Origin of the sequence: Capnocytophaga periodontitidis (genome assembly GCF_016126015.1) — a bacterium.
GTDB lineage: Bacteria > Bacteroidota > Bacteroidia > Flavobacteriales > Flavobacteriaceae > Capnocytophaga > Capnocytophaga periodontitidis.
This window is the reverse complement of record NZ_JAEFDB010000001.1, coordinates 750,544-769,052: the sequence shown is the minus strand read 5'-3', so window position 1 is coordinate 769,052 and position 18,509 is coordinate 750,544. Positions and strand designations below refer to the sequence as shown.

Sequence of the window (18,509 nt, the reverse complement as noted above, 5' to 3'; positions counted from 1 at the left end):
GAGATTAAAATATTTTACTGATTGTTAAATAATTACTTACATCAAACTCACGTCTGCCTCGTCCGCCCCGTCCGCCTTGTCTGACCTTGTCCAAAAACCCTGCGATTCTCCGAGTTTCTCTGCGATTCTCCCAAAAAATAATCAACTTAAAAATCCCCGTAATTCACTTGAAAGCAAGGTAAATGCAAATCCTTACGCCACATATCTACCACTTGATTGCGGTCATCTAAAAGAAATTCTACAAAGTATTTTCCTTGTATTTCTCCCTCAAAAAGTTCCCTTTTAATGATGTTATCTTTGCGAAAATCGTTAGAGGTGCGCATCAGCAGTAAGTCGTAACCTATTTGGTGTTTATCGAGAAAACGCACTGTAGGTTCGCGGAATTTATCTTCGCGCCCCGAGAGCAAAATCACTTGATAACCTTGTTGTTTAGCCATTTTCAAAGCAGCAGCTACAGGTTCGTTCAGTAAGTCGTTATCACAAGTCGCCGCGTTGTAAGGATCACGACCATTGAGCAAGGAAAGAGTACCATCTAAATCGCAAATCACAGCCTTAGGTAGGTTCTTATCTTGAGTAGCATAGCTGGTAGTTGCCACTTGTACTTTGCGAGGAATAGGAGCAAAATCAAATTTTTCGAGAGTGTGCTTTAGGTTAGCCACATTTCTCTCTACCACACTTTTAGATATGAATTTTCCTGTTTCTTCATAGCGTTTATCGCAGCGTTTTACTAATTCGTTTACAGGTAAATCAAATACTTTAAAACTGATATCAGCGTATTCAGTATAAGTGTGAATCATATCCTGAATAGTGCGCAACGATGTGTTTGTAGCATCGATAATCACATTGGTATCGCTTTTTAACAAGGTGAGCACCGAGGCTTCTACCATTTTGCTAATGCGCTCTTCATAGAACGGAATCATTAGTGAATCACCAAACTGCATCAAGCGAAAGTCATCGCGATTCACGCGTATCCAATTGTCTTCGGTACGTAAAAAATAACGTGCAAAGGTAGATTTACCCGACCCCGGGGCACCCACCAATATAAGAAGTTTACTCATAGTCTGCTGTCTAATTGATTTTCTACCTCTTCCCCTAAAATGCGGTCGAGTACTAAGTTTTTAAATTCGTAATTCTCCTCGTGAATTTCATTATAAGGCGTTTGCAAAAGTTTGGCATTGATAGCCCAATCGTTGATAGAACATTTCAGCTTACCTTTTATATTGCGTTTAGCGATTTGTTCTTCTAATCGGTCTTGAAAATCCACCCCGTAAATGAGTGTGAGGTAATCGTTGTTGCGCACTTTGAAAGCAGGCGGTATGCCTTGCATAAAAGCCTTACGAGGCTTGATAACTACCCCCTCTTCGTCATTGGCGTTCATTCGGTCTACCCAAGCGCGTATTTCGGGGTATTTGGCTTCAAAGTCAGCGGTATCCGTAAAAGTGTAGTGCAAAAATTCATCACTGTTAATACGTGCAAAACTGAGGTTGTCATTCACAAAATGTTCAGTCCCGTCGTCGTAGATTTCCTTTAAAATATTAAAAGGTTTGAAGTAAACAGTTGCGTCTTTGCCAAAGATGTCCAATTGTCTTTTAAACAGAGCAATATTCTTCTCATAGTGAGGCAAATCGAGTAGCTTCATATCGCGTATCGATTGGTATTGACGAATGATGTGGGTAGGGTATTTATCTTTCAGTTCTTTGCCCGAGAGTACTTTGGCGTCAGCCACAAAAGCAAGGTATTCAGGCTTTTCCCTAATAGCGTTTATTTTTTCATACAAGTCGCTCTGTTGCAAGTAGTCGCAATGTATTTGATGAGAGATGTAATAAGCCGAAAACTCATTCGTAATAAGTCCTTTACCTAAAGCCGACCACGGCATCAATTCCGATTGGATAATGCGAATAGTCGTATTATCCCAGCTGAACTTAGCGTGCAACTGAGTGAGCGCTGGCACCCATTGTGAACGGTCTAAATGATTGATTTTATAACCATTTCGGCTTACTAAATAACTATCTTCTAAGTTCTTATGTAAGTAAATATCACAATAAGAACCCATATATTTCTTCTGTATTAAAATCTCTTTGATGTCTCTGTCAAAGAACCATCGCAAGCCCTCATAAAGACTTTCAATTTCATTGCGCCCTACTGATTTAGGAGCTGGTGAAATAGTCGGCGAAAAAGCATTGATTTTGTTCTTGCAAAACCAATCAATACGTTTTTTTATAAGTGTTTTATCTTCCATCGCTTAAATTTGTGGCAAAGGTAACAAAATGCACATAATTACACAAATAATTTGCTTAATCAAACAGAATATACTACTTTTGTAGTCACGCAATAAGAAAAACGATGAAGACCTATTTCAAAAGATTATTCATTTTTACAGCAATTATTTTTAGCTTTCAGGTTGATTGTATTAAAGAAGATGAGGTTTATACGGAACATAAACGTGCTCTGTTACAACACAACTATCTCATTGTAAATACTATCGATGGCACTCCTGCTGAAGTTGAGGTGAGCTATTCAGCTTATATCGCTGGAAATAAAGAAAATACTGTGATAACCGAGCGCAAAACTACTCCTTTTGTGATAGGAGGAGAGAAAGTGATGGCAAAGTACGACAGTATATACGAATCTAATGGTAGAGATAGGTGGTATCTCTACAATCAACCTTATTATGATTATCAGCCTAAAGGGAGCGATTATCTCGTGATAAAAAACACTTCTACTACTACCTTAGAATATGCCGTAGTAGGAGCTCAAAAAGTGCGCTATTATGCTCTGCCTGAACTTAATAGAAAACCTCTCATCAGCCGTAAAGAACCTGTAGATATAAACAAAATGCTAAAAGATTACCCTTTGCCTATTTACAAAGGAACGCCCGTGCTGTATCTGTTTAAACCAGAACTTGCTCCGCAAACTGATGTCTTTACTTTTTGGGAAAGCCTTTCGTCAGACGATAATACACGTATAAGTAAAATCCCCCTTAAAACACCTACTTTTGGAAGTGTAACCCTCAATGCGCCAATGCCTATAACCGATGTCTTAGCTCTTTATAAAGAAGAATTTGAAAAAGGGAATACTTTGTTTGATAGCTATTCTACTTATTACTCTCACCTCTTAGGTGAACCGAATAGAAGTTTAAAAACGCTTAATTGGTATGTATCTGATGGTCTTTGGTATGGAAAACTCTCTGCAGGACAGGAACTTATAAATAAAGAAGGCAAAATAAACTTTACAAATCTCAATAGCAAACCGAATAGACTATAAAACAAAAAAGTAGGGTTTATGGGGTATATATCACTTTTTTTACTATTTTTGCCCTCTTAAACGCTAATTGAATAAAAAAGAAATGTCAGAAAACAAATCACTATCTTTTGATGTACTCATCGAAATTCCCAAGGGGAGTCGCAATAAATACGAGTATGATTTTGAGTTGCGCAAAGTGCGTTACGATCGTATGATTTTCTCATCGATGATGTATCCCGCCGATTATGGAATAAAATGAACGACCTTAGCGATCTAAACCCTCATCTTATCAAAGAAATCGAACACTTCTTTAGCGTGTATAAAGATTTAGAAAAGAAGAAAGTAGCTATCAATGGTTGGGGAAATCTTGAGGAATCGGTGAAGATTTATCACGAATGTAAAGAACGCTACGTTAATAGTGGCAAAAATTTTTCAATAAACTAAACTAATGGCGCTGTCCAAAAAGTCTCAAAATCACTTTTGCATCATAAACTTTGTCATAAACTTTGTCAAAGTCCCAAAACTTTGACAAAGTCTATAAACTTGATAATCAATTACTTTTAGAGTGTGTTATGTAGGAAAGCCAGCTATCGCTGGGTATGTGCTGCAAATGCCTCCTCAAGAAAAACTTTTTGGACCCCCTCATTACCTAATTAATAAATTGACCAATGCCTTTATTCAAACAAGACCCTTTCGGACACACCCTTTTCGTAAAGAAATGGCTCATTCGCGTTTTTGGACTCATTACTCACAGCCGTTATGATGGTTTCAATCAACTGAAGATTGAAGGCTCGGATATTATTCGCGAATTGCCTCCACAAAATGTGATGTTTATTTCTAATCACCAAACGTATTTCGCCGATGTAACGGCTATGTATCACGTGTTCAACGCCAGCTTAAAAGGGCGCAAAAACACCTTAGATAATATAGGCTATTTGTGGAATCCCAAACTTAATATTTATTATGTGGCAGCCTCCGAAACGATGAAATCGGGAATATTGCCTAAAATATTAGGGTATGCGGGAGCTATTCCTGTCAATAGAACTTGGCGTGAAAAAGGGAAAGAAGTACACCGTGAAGTACGCCGAGTTGATGTGGAAAATATAGGGATTGCTCTTGCCGATGGCTGGGTGATTACCTTTCCGCAAGGTACTACATCACCTTGGAAACCTATCCGCAAGGGTACGGCACACCTTATCAAGCAATACAAACCTGTAGTAGTGCCCATCGTAATTGATGGATTCCGCCGTTCATTTGATAAGAAAGGTATCAATATCAAAAAGAAAGGGGTTCAACAATCAATGATTATCAAACCCCCTTTGCAGATTGATTATGAAAATGATACAGTTGAAGAAATTGTAGCTCAAATTGAAATGGCTATCGAACAACACGAATCATTCCTCAAAGTAAAAAAATTAGAACCTGAGAATACGCCAAAGGTAGAAAGTCAAGAGCAACCCTAAACTTGCTAAACCTGCACCCATAAGCGACGGGTAATTGGTGCTGAGTCCATAGAGCAGCGGCAATCCTCCTACATAAGCTCCAATAGAATTAGCAGTGTTGAATCCCGCTTGCATAAAAGCGGCTCCCATCATTTGGGATTGAGGAGCACAGCGAAAAATAAGCATATTCAGCGGAGAGCCTAACGACATCGACATCGCTCCACATACAAACGTAAGTACCCACGCTATAGGCTGAATATGTGAGAAAAAGAAGACTAATAGCAATACATTGATGAGCATCAACGAGATGTAAATAGTCGCTTTGATAGGCAATAGGCGGTCAGTAATCCAGCCTCCTAAGAGGTTACCTACTACCATTCCCGCACCTGCTACTACCATCACCACCGATTTCATATCAGGGTTGATATGCGCCGTCTCTATCATCAAGGGTTGTATATAGCTGAACCACGCAAAAAGCCCGCCACAACCTAAAGCAGTAATACCTAAAACTAATAACGACCTTCTATTGAAAAATAAACGTACTTCGCGCTTGATGCCAAGGTCTCTTTTGTTTTCTATATTGGGTAAGAAAAAGAATATCGATAGCATTGTAAGCAATCCTAACGACGATACACAGCCCATTGCTGTTCGCCAGCCTATCCACGCTCCTATGTAAGTAAGCAAAGGTACCATTATCAAATTGGCGACAGTAAGCCCTGCAAACATAATTGAAATGGCAAAAGCCTCTTTACCTTTAGGGGCTAACTGCTTGGCTACAATAGCACCTACCCCAAAGAACGCACCGTGGGGTAACCCCGAAAAAAAACGCGCTAAAAGCAAGGTAGTATAATTAGGAGAAAAAGCAGAAAGCCCGTTGAAAAGCGTGAAGAGCAACATAAAGAACAATAGTATCTTCTTAGGATTGTATGAAGCTGCCAATGCGATGAGTGTTGGTGCACCTACAACTACACCTATGGCATAAGCCGAAATAAGCCGCCCTGTAATAGCATCTTCTAAAAGTATATCTTCGCCTATTACACGTAATAATCCCATTATTAGGAACTCGGTAGCTCCTAAAGCTAAACCTCCTATGGCAAGAGGCCACAGTTTTTTAATCATAAGTTTTTCTTTTTTAAGTAAATTCTATTATATAATGCCTAATTTCTTCATCAAGAAGGTAGCGTTTTTGTTTTTGCACACCCCATCTCTCAGTTTGTAATCAAAAGTGAGTTCCCCATTTTCAATGATTGATTCAAAACACTTATTTTGTAATTGCAGCGGATATTGTTCGCTGAGGTTACACACTTCTATATCGTGAGTGGCAAGTACTCCTAAAGCCTGTAAGGAAAGCAAACGTTCTACAATTTTGATAGTGCCGTGCTGTTTATCTTCGGAATTGGTACCGCGTAATACTTCGTCTAAGAGTACAAAGCAACGTTCGCTTTCTAAAGTTTTTACAATTTGCTGTATACGGTTGATTTCGGCAAAGAAATATGATTTGCCATCGTTAAGAGAATCAACGAGACGCATAGAAACGAGCAAACGCAAAGGGTATACATTGGCTTTACGCGCACAAACTGGTAAACCTACCAAAGTGAGCAACATATTCACTCCCAAAGTACGCAAAAAAGTACTCTTCCCCGACATATTAGAGCCTGTAAGCAGTATAAAAGCCTGCTCATTGAGAGTAATATCGTTAGTAACGCGGTGTTCAGTAGGAATAAGCGGGTGCCCTACCGCCTCAAAAGCTATTTCGTACTTGTTATTAAGAGTAGGATATGCAAAATCGGGGTGATTATAGCTAAAATTAGCAAAACTACATAACACTTCAATCTCCCCCACCGATTGCAACCACTCTTCTATATGGGCTGCATAACGAGCTTTCCATTGCAAAAGTTGTTGGTAACGATGTATGTGATAGAAAGAAAATGCGTTGAGAGGTATAGAGACTAATATATTGCCTACACTGTCTAAATCGTCTAACAAGCGCGAAAGCTCGGCTATTTTAGTGCTGGCTTGCTGGTTTTTCTCAGGAAAACGGGCTTCTACTTGGGCTATACATTCCCTGAAAGCATACAACATTGTATAAGTGCGCTCAAATCCTAATTTTTCTTTGGAGATTCTACCTACAAAACTAAAGAAAATTACTAAATTTATAGTGAGCAGCAACTTTCCTATAGTCTTTAGCAGTTCGTTATCCCCACCATAACCTATCAACATACTTACAATGAGCAGTATCGGTAAAGCTATAAGCATATAGCGCATAGCATTGCTCAACAGTTTAACAGGGGCTTTTACCCACGCACTCAGTTTGGTGTAGAACTCCTCACTATCGTCTATTTGTTGGGCATAAGCAGTAAAGGTTTGTCGCCAATCAAGGTCGGGAGTAAGGGCTTGTATTTGTTTTTGAGTATCGAGAATACGCTCTGGAATAGGGCAGAGAAGTCGCTCTGCTAATAGTTTTCTCCCCAAAAAAGTATGCGTGCGATTGAGGTAGTGATAAAGTGAGCGTTCACCTAAAATATCTAAATCATAAGCGTAAGGGTGATTCTCTTGTTGGAAAGCACTACCATTATCAGTGAAGAAAATATGTTGTTCTAAAAAAGCAATTTCCTGCTCATTGAGGCGCATTTTAGTTTTAGCAATTGTGCGACGAGCTCTTATCTTTTTGTGTTTTACAATCAATAAAAAGAAGATGATAATAGCCAATACACAAAAGAGCCCCATCAGTATAGAGGGGGCTTTGATGAGTTGGTATACTAAGCCAATAATCAGTAACATATCAGTCAATCGTAGCAACCCCATTTGGTTGTATTGCTTGTTGAGTTTTTGATATTGTGCTGTGGCTTCTGTGAGTTTTTCTTTATATGAGTTTGTCATTTTTATTATTCGTAATTATTATCGAATCCAATCATTCAAGCGATTAGCATCTAATCGTAAGAAGATAAAAAGTAGGATAGTAAATGCCCAAAGTCCAGACCCCCCATAGCTAAAGAAAGGCAACGGAATACCAATGGTAGGTATCAAACTAATTACCATACCTATATTGATACAGAAGTGTACAAACAGAATTGAAATTACACAATAACCATAAACCCTATTGAATTTTGTTTTCTGTCGTTCGGCGAGTACAATGAGTCGCAAGAGTAAGAAGGTGAATAGTATTACTACAGTAGCTGTACCAACAAATCCCCATTCTTCGCCTATGGTGGTGAAAATATAATCGGTGTGTTGTTCAGGGATAAAACTTCCTTTAGTACGTGTGCCTTCCAAAAATCCTTTTCCTAAAGCACCTCCAGAGGTAATCGCCGATTCCGCCATATTGGTATTATAAGCAAAATCACGCTTCATAGCTGCAATTTTCTGAGGGTCGGTTTCAAGGCGTAACCACAAGTTTAGACGATTGCGATGGTGTTGTTTCAGTACATTGTCATACACGGGGTGAGTAGCGAAAGCTGTTAGCAAGCACAATAATGAGAGTATAAAAATATTCTGAAAAGGAATTCGGTTAGTTTTCTTTTTATGCCAAAATCCATAAGCCCCAATACTGATAATAGAGGCTAAAACAGTGAAAGTAGTACCAAATTTCAGCGAAGAGATAAACACTACACCTGATAAAAAGAGATAGAAGAGTAGGGCAGAAGGCATTCCTTCACGGAAGAGTGCAAATGCTAATGAGAAGAATACTAATAAACTCCCTACATCGGGTTGTAACAAGATGAGAAAAGCAGGTATACAAATGATAGCGATAGCGCGTAAGAGATCGGGAGTACGCCGAATATCGGTGTGAATATCACTCACATAGCGAGAAAAAGCAAGTGCCGTAGCTACTTTAGCAAATTCACTGGGTTGTACTGTGATAGAGCCTATAGCATACCACGCTTTGGCGCCATTGGTCTCTTTACCAAAAATAAATAACCCTACCAATAAAACAATAGCAATGAGATAGAAGAGTACTGCAAAATTAGAGTACACTTTTGGGTCTAAAGCCAAAATAAAAGTAATCAGCAAGAAGCTGAGCCCTATAAAAAGCATCTGTTTCCCATAAAACTGATTGATGTCGAAAATGGAAGTAACATTTAGGTCGCTATAAGTAGTGGAGAAAATAGCAATCCACCCACACATTACTAATAATAAATACAATATTACCGAAATCCAATCCAGATTCTTTATAAGGCTATGTTTCATTGATAGTTATAAGATTATTTGAGTTTTTTTCTAAAAAGGAAAAATAAGGTGTATTCGATAGCTAAGTTAAGCCATCTTTTTTCGTTGGTCAAGAAAGAAAACCAAGTATTAGCGAGTAGATTTCCAAGAGTGAGACTCTTAGCAGCTACCGATACTTGTTGGGTGAGTGACAAACGATCTATTTCCTTTTCTAAACGCAGTATTTTAAGGTCGTTATCGATTTCTTCAAAAGAGTGATAGATTTTATTCTTCGTCATCGGGTTCTACTTTAAAATAGATTTCGGAGAGTTTTTCTAATAGAGGTCTTTCAATAAGTTTTTTTCGGAAAGCCAATACTATTATAGCAATTAATATATAGAAAGCTCCTACAATAGCAAATCCTAAGGCGTTGCTACCCAATGCTTCGCCTACTGCATAGGCTATAGCAAAGGACAAGAAAAACAATACCAACAAACTAACAAAAGCTACTATAAAAAAAGTGATGAGAGCATAGGATGATTTACCTATGAATCTAAAAATAAATAATTTATAGTAAGCGATTTGCGAATCGAGGGCGGAACTTGCTTTTGTAGGAACTTCCTCAAAAGATTCTTTGATAGAATGGATAGACATAAGTGTTTATTTCTGTAGTTTAGCGTTAGCTTCTTTTAAGGCAGCTAATTTTTTTTCTAAGAAAGTAATCACATCTTCAGCTTTGTAGCTTGATTTAGAAAGTAAAGACTCTACTTTATCTTCTAAAGAACCTTTAAACTCAGCTGATTTTTCTTTTACACTATCGGTTAAGCGTTCAAGCTGTTCTTTTAGTTTTTCAGCTTTATCACTCACAGAGTCTTTAATTTTTTCGCGAGTGTTTTTACCTTTGTCGGGAGCGAAAAGAATGCCTAATCCTACTCCAATGGCAGTACCTGCTGCCAAACCTAATAATACATTTGCTGTTTTTGCCATAATATTCTAAATTTAAATGTTTATTCTTAAAAGTATCAATTTCTATACCATTTGTGAGCTAATAGTGTGTTTTTCAGTAGCATTGCTATGGTCATAGGTCCTACACCACCAGGAACAGGAGTAATGTAGCTCGCTTTTTCTTTTACTTCATTGAATGCTACATCACCTACTATACGGTATCCTTTAGGGTTGCTATCGTCATTTAGGCGTGTAATTCCTACGTCTATCACGGTTACGCCTTCTTTTACCATATTGCCTTTTAGGAATTCTGGAATACCTAATGCCATTACCACAATATCTGCCTGACGTGTAAGATCAGCGAGGTTAGGGGTATGACTATGAGTGAGGGTAACGGTTGCATTGCCTTGGGCTCCCTTTTGGCTGAGTAATATGCTGATGGGGCGACCTACGATGTGTGAGCGTCCTACTACTACCACGTGTTTGCCTTTGGTAGGCACTTTGTAGCGTTTTAGCAATTCCATAATACCGAAAGGAGTGGCAGGAATGAAAGCCTCCATATCCAATGCCATTCTACCGAAGTTAGCAGGGTGAAAGCCGTCTACATCTTTTGTAGGGTCTATGGCTAAAAGTATTTTCTGCTCGTCGATGTGTTTAGGTAGTGGTAATTGTACTATATAGCCGTCAATTTCAGGATTAGCGTTTAACTTTTCAATTTCTTGCAGTAACGCCTCTTCACTGATGTTAGCAGGAAGTTTTACTAAAGTAGACTCAAAGCCTACTTGTTCACAAGCTTTCACCTTACTCCCCACGTAGGTAAGACTTGCTCCATCGTTGCCTACCAATACAGCTGCTAAATGTGGTACTCTTTTACCTTTAGCTTTCAGTTGCTTTACTTCCTCAGCAATTTCTTGTTTGAGGTCTTCAGAAGTTTTTTTCCCGTCTAAAATAGTCATTATTGATTGTGTTTTTAGTGGTTAGAGAGCTTCTTCATCGGTGATATCGAGTTCTATTTGATTTAAGAGTTGTTTTACTTGGGCTAATGATTCGAACGAGTCACTAAAAGTAACGGCTGTTTTGGTTCTGTCGATTTCGTCTACCAATGCTTTTACCAAATCAACAGGCACAAGTTCTTCTCCTCCTGATAAATCAGCTTTGAAACCAATACCTACGGCCATTGTTTCTACTTGCATTCCAAAGCAAATTTCGATAAACTCTTCTAAGGTAGCTGATTTTACGATTCCTTTAGCCCATTCGTCGGCTTTGCAAGCGGCAGCATTTTTTTCATCTTCCCAAAAGAGTGCTACAGGAATAGCCTCTTTGGTTTCCTCAATATAGAAAGTTTGTGAGCCACACATTGCAAAGGATTCGTCTACCTCTAAGTAGAACACTTCCTTGTTCTTAACTATAGTTTCAATGAATTTTTTTAACATATTTGTATTAATTTATTTTTGTCTCATTCCTTGCATCATCTGCATCATCTTTCTACCGCCTCCACCTTGCATCATTTTCATCATTTTGCTCATTTGTTCGAACTGTTTCATCAGTTGGTTTACCTCCTGAATATCGCGACCACTACCTTTAGCGATGCGTTTTTTACGGTTCAAATCGATGATAGCAGGGGTACTGCGTTCCTTTGGAGTCATTGAGTGGATAATAGCTTCAATGTGTTTGAAAGCATCGTCTTTGATATCGAGATCTTTTACAGCTTTACCTACCCCAGGGAGCATACCAAGTAGGTCTTTCATACTACCCATACGTTTAATTTGTTGAATTTGTTCGAGGAAGTCGTCGAAGCCAAATTGGTTTTTAGCAATTTTCTTTTGTAATTTGCGTGCTTGTTCCTCATCAAACTGTTCTTGAGCGCGTTCTACCAATGATATGACGTCACCCATCCCGAGGATACGGTCGGCCATACGTTCAGGGTAGAACACATCAATAGCATCCATTTTTTCACCAGTACCCACAAATTTGATAGGTTTATTCACTACCGATTTGATAGTGATAGCTGCCCCACCGCGGGTGTCACCATCGAGTTTGGTGAGGATAACCCCATCGAAGTTGAGTACATCGTTGAAAGCTTTAGCGGTATTCACGGCGTCTTGCCCCGTCATCGCATCAACTACAAAAAGAGTTTCTTGTGGATTTAGTGCTTTGTGAATGTCGGAAATTTCATTCATCATTTGCTCATCGACAGCCAATCGACCAGCAGTATCTATAATCACGACGTTTAGGTGGTTTTCTTTGGCGTATTGCACTCCTTTTTTGGCGATGTCTACGGGGTTGTTGTTGTCTTTATCGGAGAATACGGGTACACCTACTTGTTCACCAACGATGTGTAATTGGTCAATTGCAGCAGGACGATAAACGTCGCAAGCGACGAGTAAAGGTTTTTTATTTTTTTTATTTTTGAGATAGTTAGCTAATTTTCCTGAGAAAGTAGTTTTACCAGAACCTTGCAATCCCGACATTAAGATAACAGTAGGGTTTCCTGATAGGTTTACACCTGCAGCATCACCTCCCATCAGTTGAGTGAGTTCATCTTTTACAATTTTCACCATTAACTGACCAGGTTGTAAGGTGGTGAGTACCTGCTGACCTAAGGCTTTTTCTTTTACGTTGTTTGTAAAATCTTTGGCTATTTTATAATTCACGTCGGCATCAAGTAACGCGCGACGTACTTCTTTTAGCGTTTCAGCGACGTTTATTTCAGTAATTTTTCCGTGTCCCTTTAGGTTGTGTAGGGCTTTTTCTAATTTATCACTTAAATTATCAAACATTTTTTTCTGGTTTAAAAACTTGGGCAAAAGTAGTAAAAAAAGTGGAAACTAAAAAGTAAAGAGATAAAAAATAAATAAAATGTGTTTGTAATTCAAAAAAACTTTGTACTTTTGTCGCATTATTAAACACAAAAGTATGAAGAAATTTGGTGATGTCATCAATGTAAATACTCCAGTGCTCCTTTGTTTCTATTCAGAAGGTATAGAGATTTCATTGCATATGAATGCAGTGTTACGCGAAGTGGCTTCAGTACTTAGAGAGCGTGTGAAGGTAGTGAAAATAGATGTAAATAAAAATGCTGAATTGAGCAAAGCTTTGAAGATAAGTGCTTTGCCAACAGTTATTATATTCAATAAACTCAGTCTTATTTGGCGAGCAGAGGGCTTCCAAGACAGCGAAGTGTTACTAATGGAGCTCAATAAATTTCTTTAATATAAAAATAAGAGAGCAACAATCTAAACTCTCTCAACTTCTATAATGAGGTATCAATAGACCTACTACTAAGTCGTAGCTATTGATGCCTTCTTTTTGTTTGTTAGCTTTCAGGAATGCATCGTAACTGGCTTTGAATACGGGTTCAGCTTTGTTCTCGTATTGTTTCCAAAATAAATGTACTTCTTTATAATTTTCAAAAATTCCTTTGTGTACTTGAGAGTGAAGCGTTTCGTACTCAATGGGGGCTACTACAGCTACTTCGTTTAAGAAATAACGGAGAGCAAAGAGTTCAGCACTATAATCAAAATAGGGATTTTTTGTTTTTTTTGCAGCTAAATAGCCTAAGTAATTAGCTTCTTCTTCAGCAGCATAGCCCATTTGGTGAGCTATTTCGTGACAAGCGGTGATAGGGGTACTATAACCTATCATTTTTCCGTTCACTTGAGCTTCATTAGTAAACGGATTTAAATATCCACTATATCCCATATAGGTGAGTACAGTACTATAAATAGAGGGTTTCACACTTTTTATAGCTTTAAAATCACAAATACCTTCCACTGTTAGGGGGTAGCCTTTAGCAGCGATTCGGTATATTTCTTTTTGTGAAAGCCAAAAATCTACTTTGGTACTATCGTTAGGAGCTAATCGAGTATGGAGAGCATTGGCTCTATCAATACACACTTGGGTAGCTTTGAGCAGTTGAGTCTCAGTATATTGTTGGGAGGTGCCTAATGAGTTTTTCAAAGGTACTCTAAAATAGTTAAAGCCCCACAGAAAGAAAAAAACAAAGATTAGACATACAGTTTTAGAAAATATTTTATCTAAGGTTTTGAGAGGTTCTGTCCATAGTTTTTTGTAGTGTTTTATCACAGTTACTACTATACCTATAATGAGCAAAGTGTACAAAATATCGCCCACAGAAAAAGGTATCCACCCCAATAGAAAGTGTAATACTTTGGCTATATACGGGTAGATACCTTTACTGTAGATATGTTCAGTAACAGAGGGAAAGCAACGAAAAACGAGCCAAATTACTATATAAATAGCTAATATACTATATTTTCGCACTTGTTTTCTTTCCATTATTTTTGTTCTTTACCTTCTAAATCTCTCTCAAATTGTTTTACTTCTTTGAGTTGTTCAATAATTTTATCGATAATTTCTTTCTTGTCAATTTCTATAGGAATTTCTACTTTGGTGTATTCCCAACGGATGATGAGATTCAATTTTTCATTAGAAAGACTCTCGAAAGAAAATTCTAAGGATTCTTGTAAATCTTTAGTTTGTATTACAGGTACTGTAAACTCTATAGCGTTTTCATTAGGGTCATAACTATAAGCACCCCAAGCATCGGCATCGTAGTTTAGTACTATTTTCCATTGGTGTTGTTCGGGAGTGATAAAAATGGCATAATCTCCTTTTTTTACGGATTTCCCTCCTACTTTTACAGGTTGTAAGAAGCTTATACTTGTAGCTTGATTAGCTCCTGCGCGCCATACTTTTCCATAAGGAACCAATTCGCCAAAAATCTTTCTACCTCTCACACTAGGGCGACCATAATCAACTGTTATTTGGCTTACTGAAAACTGTTGAGTAATCACTTGTCGCGGGCTTGCCATTGGGTAGCTAAAGTTTTGAGCATAAGAGGTACACCCCATTAGAATACCTATAAAAAATACTATCTTTTTCATACTTATTCAAAATTGAGATTCAACAAGAAACCACGTGTTTTGAGTCCGTTGATATTACCTGTCCATCTACTATTAGCATCTTTATCGGGGACTAATTCGTTGTTTACAGAGAACAAGGCTCTAAGAGAAGGAGATACCCTAAAGTAATGAGTATAGATATCTAAACCTATACCCATTTCGTAGAAAAACACGTTTTTAGTAGCACGGAAAGTTTTCTCGGAGTTATCAATAGTAAGTTTGTCGTTACTACTGAGGTTAAAAACCACAGAAGCTCCTGCGGTTACATAAGGTTTGAAGTTATACCAACGTTTTGCACTGAATTTCAATAATAAAGGAATATAGATGTAGGTAGATTGAGCATCACGTAGTGCATCTTTACTATCGGAAAAACCAGGGAAGATAAGTACGCGCTTGTTGTATACCAATCCTGGTTCTATGCGCAAATCGAGGAAGTTCACCAAGCGAGCAGAACCCGTAAGCCCCACATTGAACCCCACTTTGCGGTCAGTTTGGATTTCGCGTAAACTTGCGTTTCTATAATTGAGATCTTTGTAATCGATTTTGAAATCGAAAGTATTAGCCCCAAAGTAATACCCCCATTGGTAGCGCTTTTCGTCGAAGTGTTCCAAGTTCATCATAGGTTGTTTAAATTGGGCGTACAAATTAGCAAAACCTATACAAAGGAACAAAAATAAAAGGATTTTTTTAAAGTTTACTTTATTCATTATTTATTAAAAAATTCTATTTATTAGCAATATAGATGGTAGCAACCCCTCCTAAGGTTTTAGGGTAATACTGTGTTCGTTGATAGCCTACTTTATCTAATATCTGTTGGAATTTTTTTCCGTAAGGGAAATGAATTGCCGAGTTAGACAAGTATCGATAGGCTGATCGGTCTTTAGAAAAGAGTTTGCCAATAAGTGGCATCACGTAATTAGTATAGCAATAATACCCTTGTTTGAAAGGAAATTTTTCAGGTACAGAAGTTTCTAAAACCACTAATCGTCCGTTAGGTTTTAGTACTCTTCGTATTTCAGAAAGCCCTTTTTCTAAATCCTCGAAATTGCGTACTCCAAAGCCAACAGTTACAGCATCAAAAGTAGCATTGGCAAAGGGTAATTGTTCACTGTCGCCTTGCACCAAATCAATGCGGTTTGAGAGTTGTTTTTTTGCAATTTTATCACGCCCTACAGCAAGCATTCCTTCAGAGATGTCTAACCCCGTAATTTTAGCCTCAGGTATAGCGGTAAGCGCAATGGCTAAATCGCCTGTTCCTGTAGCGACATCTAATACTGTAGAAGGATTGATTTCGGCTACTTTTTGGACGACGAATTTACGCCATTTTACGTCTGAACCCCACGAAATTACACGATTCAAACCGTCATAAGTTTCCGAAATAGTGTTGAACATTTTGGTTACTTGTTGTTTTTTTCCATCTGTTGATCCTTGGTAGGGTGTAACGGTGTTTTCAGACATATATGCTTAATTTTTGGCAAAAATAGTAATTAATTATCAATTAGCAAGTAACAATGAACAATTAAACTGATTTTTCTATTTTCTTCTCAGCTCCTAACTTGTAAATCTTACGTAGAAGATCAAGTATCTCGTTGGCTATTTCTTTTTCGATTGTATCTTTGTTAGGCAAAAGTCCGAAAAATTTTGCCCTCCACTCATCATCTTTAGGTTGTTCACCTGCACCCAACATCTGAATACCGATATAAGAAGTAAAATCTTCTCTTAGTACTATCCTGAACATCAGTGATGTACCCATACCTTCGGAGTCAAAAAGCTGAGCTTGCTAGGTGGTCGTAGGAGCTTCTGTTAAAAGCTCAAAATACGAGTGTCCTTCCAACAATTTATTCACTTCATCTATATCAATAGAAGTTACTTCTCTTTTAGGAATGACAAACTCTTTTTCCATTTCAGTTATTTGTTGGGAGTTACTTATTTAAAAGCCTTTGTATTGTTCTTGATAATCGCTTCTTTTTCAGCGGCAGGAATGTTGTATTTATGCCCATACGCAGCACCTTCCCAATCACCATAGGAGTAGTTAGGTAGTACAATAAAACGTTTGCCAAACTCTGTTTTGTTTTTATTAACTGCCTCGGAGCGTTGTTGAGGAGTACCCCCATCAAAATCTTTAGAAAAGTCGGAAAGGTTATCGCCCATCAAGAGTACGATGTCGTAATCCTTAGCGATTTGCAATCGGCGATTTTCTTTACTTTTTTCGGCAGAACGCAAAATGAGGTGGCTATCAGAAGGTAAAGGAAAGTTGTATCTTTTTAGGTTTTTAGCAGTACCCTCGCGTTCTTTCTCAAGACGATTGGTTACATAAAAAATAGCGACCCCTTTGCTATCGGCGTATTTAAAAAATTCTAAGGCACCTGTTAGAGGTTTAGCTTCGCCTAAAACAGTCCATTCTTCCCACGCTTTTTGTGAATAGCTAATCCCTTGCTTGGCACAATAGGCTTCAAAAGGAGAGTTGTCTAAAAAGGTTTCGTCTATATCGGTAACAATAGCCAAAGGTTTATCTCCTTTTTTAGCGATAGCTTCATCTAACCGCAGTTGAGCAATATTGAAAGCTTGCAAGCATAAGGCTTCGTATTCAGCGGCATTTTGTTGAAAATAAGACGACCACAATTTGCCATTAGCAATTAGGGCACTTTCGCCAGAAGTAGTTTGTGTTGTAGTAGTGTTTTTGGTAGCGTTGCAACTGAGTAATAAAGCGGCTACCCCAATGAGTAAATAATTTTTTTTCATTTCTATTTAATTTGTTGATTTATCAATTTCTAAATTGGCTAATTATTTTGTTAACTATTATTTGTGCGAGTTTTTCTTTGCTTTCAAGTGTCCAGCCAGCGATATGAGGGGTGAGAATTACGTTATCAGCATCTAATAAGTATTTAAAAGATTCAGGCATCTGGCCGTCGCTAAAAAAATCTTCAAAAGAAGCTTTTTCGTATTCTAATACATCTAAACCAGCTCCCAACACTTTGCCATTTTTTAGAGCGTTCACTAAATCATCGGTAACAACACTCTTGCCGCGAGCGGTATTTAGGAACCAAAAACTTTTGGCAAAACTATTGATAAACGCTGTATTAATCATTTTCTCAGTTTGAGGAGTTTGAGGGGTATGCAAGCTCACTATATCGGCTTGACGGAAAAAATCTACCAAAGTTACTTGTTTAGCATTCTCATCGCCTTTGTCAGGAAGAATGTCGTAGCAAATTACATTGCAGTCGAAACCTCGTAATTTCTTAGCAAAACTCTTACCCATATTGCCATAGCCTATGATACCTATGGTCTTGCCATCAAGCTCCCAACCGCGGTTTTCCTCACGCAACCATTTGCCATTTTTAATCTCGTTGTTAGCTTTTTTAAACTTGTTCAAAAGAGCTAAAAGCATACCAAGAGTGTGTTCTCCTACAGCATTGCGGTTGCCTTCAGGAGCAGCAATAAGAGTAATTCCTTTACTTTCGGCATAAGCACCATCTATATTTTCCAGACCAGCACCTACTCTACCTATGAATTTCAATCGAGTAGCCTTGTCTAAAAAAGTTTTATCTATAGGAAAACGACTGCGGATGATAATGCCATCATAATCAGCAATTTTAGATTCTATAGCTTCTTTAGTATTAGTGTAATCTTCTTCATTTTCAAAACCTTGTGCAGAGAGTTGAGAAAGCATCAAGGGGTGATTTTTGTCTATATGTAATATCTTCATTTTGAGATAAAAGTATTTTATTTCAAGTATAAGGAACTTGATAAAGGTACTATTTTGGGGCAAAATTAATAAATAATTACAAACTACAAGAGAGGAAAGATA

22 protein-coding genes and 1 pseudogene are annotated in these 18,509 nt (G+C 37.9%); 4 read left to right on the top strand and 19 right to left on the bottom strand.

Features of this window, described 5'->3' with window-relative positions:
- Nucleotides 1–146 precede the first annotated feature (146 nt).
- On the bottom strand, nucleotides 147–1,058 hold the full coding sequence (locus I7X29_RS03770) for a phosphatase domain-containing protein (protein ID WP_198472879.1): 912 nt from the start codon (nucleotides 1,056–1,058) through the stop codon (nucleotides 147–149).
- Nucleotides 1,055–2,239: a glutathione binding-like protein gene (locus tag I7X29_RS03765; RefSeq protein WP_198472878.1), complete on the bottom strand. Its 1,185-nt coding sequence runs from the start codon at nucleotides 2,237–2,239 to the stop codon at nucleotides 1,055–1,057. Before I7X29_RS03765 ends, I7X29_RS03770 begins: the two co-directional genes overlap by 4 nt.
- A gap of 104 nt (nucleotides 2,240–2,343) precedes the next feature.
- On the opposite strand from I7X29_RS03765, the gene I7X29_RS03760 reads away from it, so the two are divergent.
- The 3 genes and pseudogenes from I7X29_RS03760 (at nucleotide 2,344) to I7X29_RS03750 (ending at nucleotide 4,706) form a co-directional block, all read left to right on the top strand.
- Nucleotides 2,344–3,264, top strand: coding sequence for a hypothetical protein (locus tag I7X29_RS03760; RefSeq protein ID WP_198472877.1), 921 nt, complete (start codon nucleotides 2,344–2,346; stop codon nucleotides 3,262–3,264).
- Between the two features lie 82 nt (nucleotides 3,265–3,346).
- Nucleotides 3,347–3,687 (top strand): annotated as a pseudogene (locus tag I7X29_RS03755) (inorganic diphosphatase).
- Between the two features lie 224 nt (nucleotides 3,688–3,911).
- Nucleotides 3,912–4,706 carry a lysophospholipid acyltransferase family protein gene (locus I7X29_RS03750; protein WP_009412241.1) on the top strand — a complete coding sequence of 265 codons (795 nt, stop codon included), beginning with the start codon at nucleotides 3,912–3,914 and terminating at the stop codon, nucleotides 4,704–4,706.
- Here I7X29_RS03750 and I7X29_RS03745 read toward each other — a convergent pair.
- From I7X29_RS03745 to ffh, 9 genes are read right to left on the bottom strand one after another with little or no spacing between them, the layout of a single operon-like run.
- A complete protein-coding gene (locus I7X29_RS03745; RefSeq protein ID WP_198472876.1) occupies nucleotides 4,659–5,804 on the bottom strand; it encodes an MFS transporter in 1,146 nt (381 codons plus the stop codon). The genes I7X29_RS03750 and I7X29_RS03745 overlap by 48 nt on opposite strands.
- A 27-nt stretch (nucleotides 5,805–5,831) precedes the next feature.
- The gene (locus I7X29_RS03740; RefSeq protein ID WP_198472875.1) at nucleotides 5,832–7,565 is read right to left on the bottom strand and encodes a MutS-related protein; all 1,734 of its coding nucleotides are present in this window, start codon (nucleotides 7,563–7,565) and stop codon (nucleotides 5,832–5,834) included.
- Nucleotides 7,566–7,583: 18 nt separating this feature from the next.
- The gene (gene rodA / locus I7X29_RS03735) at nucleotides 7,584–8,873 is read right to left on the bottom strand and encodes a rod shape-determining protein RodA (RefSeq protein ID WP_198472874.1); all 1,290 of its coding nucleotides are present in this window, start codon (nucleotides 8,871–8,873) and stop codon (nucleotides 7,584–7,586) included.
- A gap of 14 nt (nucleotides 8,874–8,887) precedes the next feature.
- A complete protein-coding gene (locus I7X29_RS03730) occupies nucleotides 8,888–9,130 on the bottom strand; it encodes a DUF6327 family protein (protein ID WP_009412247.1) in 243 nt (80 codons plus the stop codon).
- Nucleotides 9,117–9,485, bottom strand: a complete 369-nt coding sequence (locus I7X29_RS03725) for a phage holin family protein (protein WP_009412248.1) — start codon at nucleotides 9,483–9,485, stop codon at nucleotides 9,117–9,119. The genes I7X29_RS03730 and I7X29_RS03725 overlap by 14 nt, the downstream gene beginning before the upstream one ends.
- 6 nt (nucleotides 9,486–9,491) lie before the next feature.
- Nucleotides 9,492–9,818 (bottom strand): YtxH domain-containing protein, encoded by a 327-nt coding sequence (locus I7X29_RS03720; RefSeq protein WP_009412249.1) that lies wholly within the window; start codon nucleotides 9,816–9,818, stop codon nucleotides 9,492–9,494.
- Nucleotides 9,819–9,853: 35 nt separating this feature from the next.
- Nucleotides 9,854–10,732, bottom strand: coding sequence for a bifunctional methylenetetrahydrofolate dehydrogenase/methenyltetrahydrofolate cyclohydrolase FolD (gene folD / locus I7X29_RS03715; RefSeq protein ID WP_198472873.1), 879 nt, complete (start codon nucleotides 10,730–10,732; stop codon nucleotides 9,854–9,856).
- A gap of 21 nt (nucleotides 10,733–10,753) precedes the next feature.
- Complete coding sequence (locus tag I7X29_RS03710) at nucleotides 10,754–11,209, bottom strand: DUF2750 domain-containing protein (RefSeq protein WP_198466125.1); 456 nt, start codon at nucleotides 11,207–11,209, stop codon at nucleotides 10,754–10,756.
- Between the two features lie 12 nt (nucleotides 11,210–11,221).
- Nucleotides 11,222–12,556 carry a signal recognition particle protein gene (gene ffh, locus I7X29_RS03705; protein ID WP_198472872.1) on the bottom strand — a complete coding sequence of 445 codons (1,335 nt, stop codon included), beginning with the start codon at nucleotides 12,554–12,556 and terminating at the stop codon, nucleotides 11,222–11,224.
- A gap of 136 nt (nucleotides 12,557–12,692) precedes the next feature.
- Between ffh and I7X29_RS03700 the strand changes: the two genes are divergently transcribed.
- Nucleotides 12,693–12,989 carry a thioredoxin family protein gene (locus tag I7X29_RS03700; protein ID WP_009412254.1) on the top strand — a complete coding sequence of 99 codons (297 nt, stop codon included), beginning with the start codon at nucleotides 12,693–12,695 and terminating at the stop codon, nucleotides 12,987–12,989.
- A 33-nt stretch (nucleotides 12,990–13,022) separates the two neighbouring features.
- Here I7X29_RS03700 and I7X29_RS03695 read toward each other — a convergent pair whose 3' ends face one another.
- The 8 genes from I7X29_RS03695 to I7X29_RS03665 form a co-directional block, all read right to left on the bottom strand.
- Nucleotides 13,023–14,075, bottom strand: coding sequence for a DUF3810 domain-containing protein (locus I7X29_RS03695; protein ID WP_198472871.1), 1,053 nt, complete (start codon nucleotides 14,073–14,075; stop codon nucleotides 13,023–13,025).
- Entirely contained in the window at nucleotides 14,075–14,683 is a 609-nt protein-coding gene (locus I7X29_RS03690) for a DUF2911 domain-containing protein (protein ID WP_009412256.1), read from the bottom strand. The genes I7X29_RS03695 and I7X29_RS03690 overlap by 1 nt, the downstream gene beginning before the upstream one ends.
- A 2-nt stretch (nucleotides 14,684–14,685) precedes the next feature.
- The gene (gene porT / locus I7X29_RS03685) at nucleotides 14,686–15,408 is read right to left on the bottom strand and encodes a type IX secretion/gliding motility protein PorT/SprT (protein ID WP_088594091.1); all 723 of its coding nucleotides are present in this window, start codon (nucleotides 15,406–15,408) and stop codon (nucleotides 14,686–14,688) included.
- Between the two features lie 16 nt (nucleotides 15,409–15,424).
- A complete protein-coding gene (ubiE, locus tag I7X29_RS03680; RefSeq protein ID WP_009412259.1) occupies nucleotides 15,425–16,159 on the bottom strand; it encodes a bifunctional demethylmenaquinone methyltransferase/2-methoxy-6-polyprenyl-1,4-benzoquinol methylase UbiE in 735 nt (244 codons plus the stop codon).
- Nucleotides 16,160–16,220: 61 nt separating this feature from the next.
- The gene (locus I7X29_RS03675; protein ID WP_198472870.1) at nucleotides 16,221–16,454 is read right to left on the bottom strand and encodes a hypothetical protein; all 234 of its coding nucleotides are present in this window, start codon (nucleotides 16,452–16,454) and stop codon (nucleotides 16,221–16,223) included.
- A gap of 27 nt (nucleotides 16,455–16,481) precedes the next feature.
- Nucleotides 16,482–16,604, bottom strand: coding sequence for a hypothetical protein (locus I7X29_RS15605; protein ID WP_262895889.1), 123 nt, complete (start codon nucleotides 16,602–16,604; stop codon nucleotides 16,482–16,484).
- Nucleotides 16,605–16,627: 23 nt separating this feature from the next.
- A complete protein-coding gene (locus I7X29_RS03670) occupies nucleotides 16,628–17,443 on the bottom strand; it encodes a 5'-nucleotidase, lipoprotein e(P4) family (protein ID WP_198472869.1) in 816 nt (271 codons plus the stop codon).
- Between the two features lie 22 nt (nucleotides 17,444–17,465).
- Nucleotides 17,466–18,407 carry a 2-hydroxyacid dehydrogenase gene (locus tag I7X29_RS03665; protein WP_198472868.1) on the bottom strand — a complete coding sequence of 314 codons (942 nt, stop codon included), beginning with the start codon at nucleotides 18,405–18,407 and terminating at the stop codon, nucleotides 17,466–17,468.
- Between the last annotated feature and the right edge of the window lie 102 nt (nucleotides 18,408–18,509).

Coding starts and splice junctions, on each gene's coding strand:
- I7X29_RS03770 (WP_198472879.1), bottom strand. CDS start 1,058: ATGAGTAAACTTCTTATATTGGTGGGTGCCCCGGGGTCGGGTAAATCT.
- I7X29_RS03765 (WP_198472878.1), bottom strand. CDS start 2,239: ATGGAAGATAAAACACTTATAAAAAAACGTATTGATTGGTTTTGCAAG.
- I7X29_RS03760 (WP_198472877.1), top strand. CDS start 2,344: ATGAAGACCTATTTCAAAAGATTATTCATTTTTACAGCAATTATTTTT.
- I7X29_RS03750 (WP_009412241.1), top strand. CDS start 3,912: ATGCCTTTATTCAAACAAGACCCTTTCGGACACACCCTTTTCGTAAAG.
- I7X29_RS03745 (WP_198472876.1), bottom strand. CDS start 5,804: ATGATTAAAAAACTGTGGCCTCTTGCCATAGGAGGTTTAGCTTTAGGA.
- I7X29_RS03740 (WP_198472875.1), bottom strand. CDS start 7,565: ATGACAAACTCATATAAAGAAAAACTCACAGAAGCCACAGCACAATAT.
- rodA (WP_198472874.1), bottom strand. CDS start 8,873: ATGAAACATAGCCTTATAAAGAATCTGGATTGGATTTCGGTAATATTG.
- I7X29_RS03730 (WP_009412247.1), bottom strand. CDS start 9,130: ATGACGAAGAATAAAATCTATCACTCTTTTGAAGAAATCGATAACGAC.
- I7X29_RS03725 (WP_009412248.1), bottom strand. CDS start 9,485: ATGTCTATCCATTCTATCAAAGAATCTTTTGAGGAAGTTCCTACAAAA.
- I7X29_RS03720 (WP_009412249.1), bottom strand. CDS start 9,818: ATGGCAAAAACAGCAAATGTATTATTAGGTTTGGCAGCAGGTACTGCC.
- folD (WP_198472873.1), bottom strand. CDS start 10,732: ATGACTATTTTAGACGGGAAAAAAACTTCTGAAGACCTCAAACAAGAA.
- I7X29_RS03710 (WP_198466125.1), bottom strand. CDS start 11,209: ATGTTAAAAAAATTCATTGAAACTATAGTTAAGAACAAGGAAGTGTTC.
- ffh (WP_198472872.1), bottom strand. CDS start 12,556: ATGTTTGATAATTTAAGTGATAAATTAGAAAAAGCCCTACACAACCTA.
- I7X29_RS03700 (WP_009412254.1), top strand. CDS start 12,693: ATGAAGAAATTTGGTGATGTCATCAATGTAAATACTCCAGTGCTCCTT.
- I7X29_RS03695 (WP_198472871.1), bottom strand. CDS start 14,075: ATGGAAAGAAAACAAGTGCGAAAATATAGTATATTAGCTATTTATATA.
- I7X29_RS03690 (WP_009412256.1), bottom strand. CDS start 14,683: ATGAAAAAGATAGTATTTTTTATAGGTATTCTAATGGGGTGTACCTCT.
- porT (WP_088594091.1), bottom strand. CDS start 15,408: ATGAATAAAGTAAACTTTAAAAAAATCCTTTTATTTTTGTTCCTTTGT.
- ubiE (WP_009412259.1), bottom strand. CDS start 16,159: ATGTCTGAAAACACCGTTACACCCTACCAAGGATCAACAGATGGAAAA.
- I7X29_RS03675 (WP_198472870.1), bottom strand. CDS start 16,454: ATGGGTACATCACTGATGTTCAGGATAGTACTAAGAGAAGATTTTACT.
- I7X29_RS15605 (WP_262895889.1), bottom strand. CDS start 16,604: ATGGAAAAAGAGTTTGTCATTCCTAAAAGAGAAGTAACTTCTATTGAT.
- I7X29_RS03670 (WP_198472869.1), bottom strand. CDS start 17,443: ATGAAAAAAAATTATTTACTCATTGGGGTAGCCGCTTTATTACTCAGT.
- I7X29_RS03665 (WP_198472868.1), bottom strand. CDS start 18,407: ATGAAGATATTACATATAGACAAAAATCACCCCTTGATGCTTTCTCAA.